The sequence below is a fragment of the Kitasatospora sp. NPDC057518 genome (assembly GCF_042802075.1).
GTDB lineage: Bacteria > Actinomycetota > Actinomycetes > Streptomycetales > Streptomycetaceae > Kitasatospora.
The window spans coordinates 1-3,914 of sequence record NZ_JBHVEU010000629.1; the positions used below are offsets into that span (position 1 = coordinate 1).

The 3,914-nt window shown below is 73.5% G+C and carries 5 protein-coding genes; 4 read left to right on the forward strand and 1 reads right to left on the reverse strand.

Annotation, left to right across the window (positions count from 1 at the left end):
• The 3 genes from ACFU7Z_RS37415 to ACFU7Z_RS37425 form a co-directional block, all read left to right on the forward strand.
• The coding region (locus ACFU7Z_RS37415; protein WP_380782562.1) for a hypothetical protein at positions 1-527 on the forward strand (527 nt) is incomplete at its 5' end.
• Between the two features lie 159 nt (positions 528-686).
• Positions 687-1,349 carry a ferredoxin gene (locus tag ACFU7Z_RS37420; protein ID WP_380782564.1) on the forward strand — a complete coding sequence of 221 codons (663 nt, stop codon included), beginning with the start codon at positions 687-689 and terminating at the stop codon, positions 1,347-1,349.
• A gap of 162 nt (positions 1,350-1,511) precedes the next feature.
• Complete coding sequence (locus tag ACFU7Z_RS37425) at positions 1,512-2,354, forward strand: methyltransferase domain-containing protein (protein ID WP_380782566.1); 843 nt, start codon at positions 1,512-1,514, stop codon at positions 2,352-2,354.
• Positions 2,355-2,390: 36 nt separating this feature from the next.
• Here the strand turns inward: ACFU7Z_RS37425 and ACFU7Z_RS37430 are convergent, their stop codons facing one another.
• Positions 2,391-2,657 carry a hypothetical protein gene (locus tag ACFU7Z_RS37430; protein WP_053111985.1) on the reverse strand — a complete coding sequence of 89 codons (267 nt, stop codon included), beginning with the start codon at positions 2,655-2,657 and terminating at the stop codon, positions 2,391-2,393.
• 216 nt (positions 2,658-2,873) lie between these two features.
• Here ACFU7Z_RS37430 and ACFU7Z_RS37435 point away from each other — a divergent pair, with 216 nt between their 5' ends.
• A complete protein-coding gene (locus ACFU7Z_RS37435; RefSeq protein ID WP_380782568.1) occupies positions 2,874-3,836 on the forward strand; it encodes a phosphatidylinositol-specific phospholipase C in 963 nt (320 codons plus the stop codon).
• Positions 3,837-3,914 lie beyond the last annotated feature (78 nt).

Genomic DNA, 3,914 nt, shown 5'->3' on the forward strand with positions numbered 1-3,914 from the left:
GCCCGCGCACCGGGCCTGATTGGATGACGACCATGAACAGCGGCGGTCACCAGGAATCAGGCCTCTCGAAAAGCGTCTGGAGCGACGCCGACTTCGAGGAAATGGGCTGGCACGACGCCACCGTCCACGGCCTGTACGTGCAGCAGACCGACGACTTCCTGCCGCGCCTCCTCCTCGACCTCGACTACATCGTCCAGTGGGTCCACCCCGTCCGGCCCGCGCGGAACTTCTCCTTCTGGGTCGCCCCCGCGACCCTCGCCTTCGAAGAGGTCTGGGACCTCCAGGGCGACTTCGGCTTCGAGGGCATGGCCCCGGAGCTGGAGATCGCCGACCTGCACCGGCTGGCACCGGACGACGACAAGCAGGACTCGCCGCACTGGCACATCGAGGGCCACTCCTTCGACCTGAAGTTCCGCGCCTCCGGCTTCCGCCAGTACGTCCGCGAGACCCCGCGGCTCACCTCGACCCCGGTCCTGTCCGGCGCCGAGCGCGGCGGCTGCCGCTTCACCGAGGCCGGCTTCGCCTGAGCGGTTCCGAGGGCCCCGGGGGCCCGCCCCGGCGAACGCCCCGTCCGCGGGCCGACACTCCCCCGCCCTCCCCCCGCCCTCCCCTCGCCCTCCCCTCGCCCTCCCCCCGCCCTCCAGGCGAACGACGAGCGCTCGAAGGCGGGTCCTAGGCTGGGCCGCATGAGAAAGACTCGGGCGGGCGGGATGATCGGCCGCTGGATCCGGTCACTGGACCGGGGGCGGGGGCTCTCGCACGAGGCGGAGCTGCGGCAGGCGGCCGTACGGATGCGCGGGCGGCTGCTCCTCCACCCGGCGGAGGGGCCGTGGCAGGAACTCGCCTACTGGGACCCGCTGCCGGCCGCCCGGGAGATGACCGACTCGGTGGGCTGCGGCCGCTGGGAGCAGCGCGGCCGGCTGAACGTGCCCGGCCCGTTCTACGCCGGCGAGACCGACACCGGGCTGAACGGCCCGTACTACCTCCCCGAGCACGTGCTCTCCGACGACGAGCACTACGAGTTCGTCCACCGCCAGCCCGCCAGCCCGCGCGAAGTGGCCGCCCTGGTCGAGATCGCCCACGACGAGCCCCTGGGCGGCTACGCCTGGGACGGCGACCGGCACTGGACCCCGCAGGCGGTGCGCGACTGGTGGGCCCGCCGGGACGAGGTCCGCACCTGGATCGCCGGCGAGCTGCGACTGGGCGACGACAGCCGGAACGAGCCGGACGCCCTGCGCCGGTACGCCGCCTACCTCGACGACGGACTGGAGGCCTACCTGCGCGGCTACCTGTTCTGGCTCATCGAGCGCCGCGAACCCCGCGCCGGCGAGGCACTGCCGGAACTCTGACCCGCGGCGGCGGGCACGAGGAGCGGAAAGCCGGCCGGACCCGCCACCCCGGGGCCCCTGCCGGTCGGCAGGGGGCGGACCGCCGTCCCGGACGAGCCGTGCCGCGAGGAGCGCGGACGGGATGTCGCCGATGGACCGTCATGTCCGTTTAGGGTGGCGCCCATGACCGACCCGCGCCCCACCTCGGCCTTTCGCCGCGCCAACGCCGACCCGGCGAAAACCGACCGCTTGGTCGCCGCGCTGGACGCCCAGGCCGCCAACCCCGGGGTACGGCGCCTGCGCGCGTGGGCGCACGCCCGGCTCGCCGTACGCCCCGGCGAGCGCGCGCTGGACGTCGGCGCCGGCACCGGCTCGGAGACCCGGGTCCTCGCGGCGGCGGTCGCCCCGGAGGGCGGTGCGGCCGGCCGCACCGCGGGAAGCGCGATCGGCGTCGAACCCCACCCCGGCCTGCGGGCCGTCGCCGAGCGGCGCGCCGCCGAGGCCGGCAGCCCGGCCCGTTTCCTGGACGGCGACGCGCAGGCGCTGCCGTTGCCCGACGGCGAACTGGACGCGGTCTGGTGCGAGCGCGTCCTCCAGCACCTCACCGACCCGGCGAAGGCCGTCGCCGAGATGGCCCGGGTGCTGCGCCCGGGCGGCCGGGTCGCGCTGCTGGACACCGACTGGTCGACCTTCCTGCTGCACCCGGTGGCCCCGGAGGTCCGTCCCGCGCTGGCCGCCGTCGTCCAGGGCGCCGCCGCCCACCCGGAGGCCGGGCGCAGCCTCACGGGCTGGCTGGTCGAGGCCGGGCTGACCGTCGACACCCTCGGCGCCGACGTCCTCCTGCACGACCCCCACACGGTCGGCGGACCGATCCTCCGCGGTCTCGGCGCGGCGGCCGTCGGCCGGGGCCTGCTCACCGAGGAGCAGCGCGACCGGCTCTACGCCGACCTCGACGCGGCCGCCGGGCACGGGGCGTTCCACCTGTCGGTGACGATGTTCGCCGCGATCGCCCACCGGCCCCGCTGACCGGCCGCTCGAACGTTCTCCTGATCCTCAGGGCCCTCAAAGCCGGTGCAGCGCCGCCTCGCAGAGCCGGCACCGCTGCTGCTCCAGCTCGGGCGGGTACCACGGCTCGCCCGGCCGGGCGGGGCGGTAGTGGGCGTGCTCCATCGGCGCGGTGTCCAGCCCGCAGAGGGTGCGCGCCTGCGGGTCCTCCGGGACGTCCGGGTCCTGGCCGGCGGCGTGCACCGCGACCACGCCCGGCCCGACGCCCTCGGGGCCGAGGGCCTGGTCCGGGGCCAGTTCGAAGAGGACGACGATCGCAGCCACGGTCCCACCGTGGCGGGCGGCGGCCGTCCGCGCATTTCGATCTTCACCCCGCCGGGGCCGTCCGGCCCCGGATTGCCGGCGTCGTGAACCTGCCAAAGCAGTGGCCGCGTGCTCCAAGATGACAAGCGCACCACTCGCACGACTCGCACAACTCGTACGACCGACCGGACCGACCCCGGATCGACCCCGGACCGACTGGACCCAAGGAGCCGCACCATGGGCATCGCACGTCGTGAACTCCTCAGCTGGGGCGCGGGATTCGGCGCCGCCGCCCTCGGAGGCCTCGCCCTCCCAGGCAGCGCCTCGGCCTCCCCTTCCGCCGCCGCCTCGACCACCCCGCGCGGGCTGCCGACCGACAGCTGGATGAGCCGCCTGAACGGCAGCACCTCCCTCCTGGACCTCACCATCCCCGGCACCCACGACTCCTGCTGCGAGAACCCCGCCTACGGCACCGAGTGGTCGCACACCCAGAACTGGGGCCTCCCCCAGCAGTTGACCGAGGGCGTCCGCTTCCTCGACATCCGCTGCAACGGCCTCCAGGGCGCGCCCGACGAACTCGGGATCTACCACTCGGACAACTACCAGCACATCCGGCTCCAGGACGTGCTCGACCAGTGCCGTTCCTTCCTCCGCTCGCACCCCGGCGAGACCGTCCTGATGCGCCTGCGCAACGAGCGCGCCGGCGGCCAGGCGCTCGACGACACCGAGTTCATGCGGCGGATCAACCACTACCTCGACGGGCTCGGCTACCGCGGCCTGTTCCACTTCTACGGCTGGCCGACCCTCGCCACCGCCCGGGGGAAGGTCGTCCTGATCGCCGACTTCACCAACCCGTGGGGCCTGATCGACTGGTCCAGCGGCGAGAACGGCTACTTCGACACCCAGGACCTCTGGCAGACCGGCGGCACCGACCCCCTGGGGACCAAGGGCCAGCGCATCGTCGCCCAGTTCGACAAGGCCTTCCTCAACCCGGGCTACTCGAAGATGTTCGTCAACTTCCTCTCGTACGCCGGTGGTTACTGGCCCAAGACCAGCTCTCAGACGTTGATGGACCGCAGCATCTACCCGTACCTGAACGCCCGCACCCAGCAGCGCGCCCGGTTCGGCATCGTGCCGATGGACTTCCCGGACTTCCACGTCAACGTGCTGCAGATGCTGATCGACAAGAACTTCGTCTAGGCACATCGGCAACGGCACCATCCCTCTCGGCACCATCCGCCTCGGCCCCCTCGGCCCCCTCCCGATACTGTGGGTGAT